At 52.5% G+C, this 3,024-nt stretch carries 1 protein-coding gene and 3 pseudogenes; 3 read left to right on the forward strand and 1 reads right to left on the reverse strand.

The features are described 5' to 3' along the window. Position 1: 1 nt before the first annotated feature. Positions 2-463: pseudogene (locus AC2FNB_RS20855) on the forward strand (IS110 family RNA-guided transposase); the annotation flags it as partial. Here AC2FNB_RS20855 and AC2FNB_RS20860 read toward each other — a convergent pair. Next, a pseudogene (locus AC2FNB_RS20860) lies at positions 451-1,402 on the reverse strand (IS110 family RNA-guided transposase); the annotation flags it as partial. The pseudogenes AC2FNB_RS20855 and AC2FNB_RS20860 overlap by 13 nt on opposite strands. Before the next feature lie 374 nt (positions 1,403-1,776). Here AC2FNB_RS20860 and AC2FNB_RS20865 point away from each other — a divergent pair. Together AC2FNB_RS20865 and AC2FNB_RS20870 are read left to right on the forward strand one after the other, a co-directional pair. After that, positions 1,777-2,424, forward strand: a complete 648-nt coding sequence (locus AC2FNB_RS20865) for a hypothetical protein (protein WP_480752133.1) — start codon at positions 1,777-1,779, stop codon at positions 2,422-2,424. A 289-nt stretch (positions 2,425-2,713) separates the two neighbouring features. Beyond that, positions 2,714-3,024 (forward strand): annotated as a pseudogene (locus tag AC2FNB_RS20870) (transposase); the annotation flags it as partial.

Consider the following 3,024-nt stretch of genomic DNA (forward strand, 5'->3'; position numbering starts at 1 on the left):
TCTGGCGAAGAATGTGTTTCAGGCCCACGGGGCAGATGCAGCGGGGCAGCCTATTCTGCGCAGGAAACTGCGTAGAGTTCAGGTGCTGACCTTCTTCAGCGAGTTGCAGCCTTGTGTTGTCGCGATGGAAGCCTGTGGCGGCGCTCATTTCTGGGGTCGCGAGATCGGCAAGCTGGGTCATGAGGTGCGGCTCATTCCACCCGCCTACGTGAAACCATTCGTCAAACGCCAGAAAAATGATTCCGCCGATGCCGAAGCGATCTGCGAGGCCGCGCTGCGTCCGACGATGCGGTTCGTGCCTGTGAAGAGCGAAGAGACGCAGGGCGCGGCTATGGTGTTTCGCGTGCGCGAGCTTTTGATCCGGCAGCGGACCCAGGCCATCAATGCACTGCGAGGGCATTTGAGCGAGTTCGGGCAGATCGCGCCACAGGGGGCGGCCAACGCGTCGAAGCTGATTGCAATAGCCACAACCATGCGAGGCTTTCGGGCGCGCAAACGCGCAAGCCATTCATTGTGCGGACGGTTAAACCGTTCGACTGCCTGAAGAACGGCCATAGCGCCAGAGATCAGGAGCCTCCGAATGTCACGCTGTCCCATCTTCGAGGTCTTTCCTAACCGCGGTCTTCCGCCGGTCGAGTGCTGGCGTGGTACAAGACCCAGCCAAGCTGCAAAGTCTCGGCCTCGTCGAAAACCGGAGAGGTCGGGCGCAAATGTTTCGATCGCCAGCGCTGTGATCGGTCCTACACCTGGCATGGTTTGTGCCCGGCATGTCAAAGCTGCTTCCCTTGCCGCCCGGACCATTTTACGGTCAAGCTCTGCAATCCGATCTGCCAGCCCGGTGATCTGTTTCAGATACAGTTTAGCCAGATCTCGAACTTCGGCGGGCAAGGATGTATCATCGGCCTCGACTGAGGCGGCGATCATTTCTCAAATGAACCACCCCTCTGGGCGCGACCAAGCCATGTTCGGCGAGATGCCCGCGTAGCGCGTTGATCAACTGAGTTCGCTGACCAACAAACATTTGTCTTGTCCGGAACAGCATAGCGCGGCTTTGCTGACCTTCTGTCTTCACTGCGACAAAACGCATTGTCGGGCGCAACGCCGCCTCAACGATCGCTTCGGCGTCAGCAGCATCGTTCTTCTGGCGCTTGACATAAGGCTTCACGTAAATGGGAGGGATCAAGCGCACATCATGCCCCAGGTTCTCAATCCCCCGGCCCCAACCATGCGCTGTGGCGCACGCTTCCATGGCAACAACGCACTGCGGAAATTGGGAAATGAAACCCAGGAGCTGACCACGAGAAAGCTTCTTGCGGAACAAGACAGACCCGTCGTCATTTGCGCCATGCAACTGAAATACCCGCTTTGCCAGATCAATCCCGATGATTGTAACCTCGGACATGGATGCTTCCTCCTGCTGTGATGGCTTCAACACTCATCACATTCGCACAATGCGATGCCAACTGGTGGGTGCATCCACGCCATCAACATGACTCAGCTCATTTTCGCAACCTAAAAAAGAGTTGATTGTTCTCAATCAACCTGCATAATTCTTTCTAGAATTCTGCGGAAAGCAGTGAAGGATTTACCAATGCTAGTGAATTGAGCTTTGTGGTGGCAGCGGTGTTTAGGGTAGCGGGCGGTATTTATAACGGAAGATGATTCGACGTTGGCGATGGCCGCACTATTAATCTATGTAAGCGTTAAGATTATAACCTCTGAGAATTTCGTGTACCGCATTAGGTTGAAATTTTCCAAGAGGGCTGGGAAGTAATGATGAAAGTATCTAAGTACTTTTTTGGTGCACTGGTTGTAATTGTTTTCCTTGGTGCATTTAGCGCCATTGAGAAGGTTAGAGCGGAAGTAGTAAATTCCAGCTCGGCCATTTTTACTATTGATGCTTGTGAGGGATATTTGAACTTTTTGGAGGGCGAGGATACCGTAACGCCCGACGGGTGCCACGAGATTGCGCACTTTCAAATATCGAATCGTAACGAAAATCTAAGACGTTATCTGGTGCTGCTAGTGTTGCAATCGGCTGAAAAATCCGCCTTGGGTGCATTGGCGGGAGCGATGCTGGCAACTATTCAGGGCAATGCTTCGGAAATGTATACAGCGTCGGTTCTGGCTGGCCGCTTTATAGCAATAAAAATGGCGTCTTCAGGTGACCTAGAACGAGCCGCACTGTACTCTCATTTATTGTCTGAAATGCAGCGTTTGTCAGTGCAAGCGATGTGTTCTGAAGAGCTCTGTAATGATATTCAAGTTGCTTCCTCCATTAAAAAAATAGTGGGAGAAAAGTTTAGTGATCTTGATATGGTCAGGTCTGATATTGTTTTATATTGCTTGCTAAGAACGGATGCATTCTTGATACCTGTACGGAAGGTTCTTGAAAGTCGCGCTTTTGCAGATTGTATTCCTTAAGCGAATGGAAGTTTCATAACGCCGTAAGGGCGGTATCTGAGGCTGATCTTCTCCCTAAAAATTCATAAATTCTACGGAGGATAAGTGGTGGGAAAAAGACCTATGACTCCAAAAAAAGATTTCACGCACGGTATGGGGGTGCCTGTAGCTTCTTTGGGTATTGCAGATCCGGTTCCTCCGGCCCAGGCTGTGGCTGAAGCGGGTAGAATGATGGCGTCAGCCTTAGGGTCAGGATGCATTGATTTTCAACGCGCTGCGTGATTCACGGCTCGGAAAATGGAGCAGTGACATGAGCAACCTTTACTGGCTGGCCGACGAGCAGATGGCCAAACTTACCCCCTTTCTTCCCGAAGTCCCACGGCAAGCCACGGGTCGATGACAGACGGGTGTTGAGTGGGATTATCTTCATCAATCGCAATGGGTTGCGTTGGCGTGACGCGCCTGTTGAATACGGCCCGCACAAGACGCTCTACAACCGCTGGAAGCGGTGGAGCGACAAGGGCATCTTCGCGCAGATCATGGCCGGTCTGGCTGCCAAGCACGGCGAACAGAAGACCGTCATGATCGACGCGACGTATCTGAAGGCGCACCGAACAGCGA

Source organism: Ruegeria sp. BHSB058 (assembly GCF_059613285.1).

Bases quoted from the DNA above. Each gene is read 5' to 3' on its own strand.
- AC2FNB_RS20865 (WP_480752133.1), top strand. From the start codon at position 1,777: ATGAAAGTATCTAAGTACTTTTTTGGTGCACTGGTTGTAATTGTTTTC.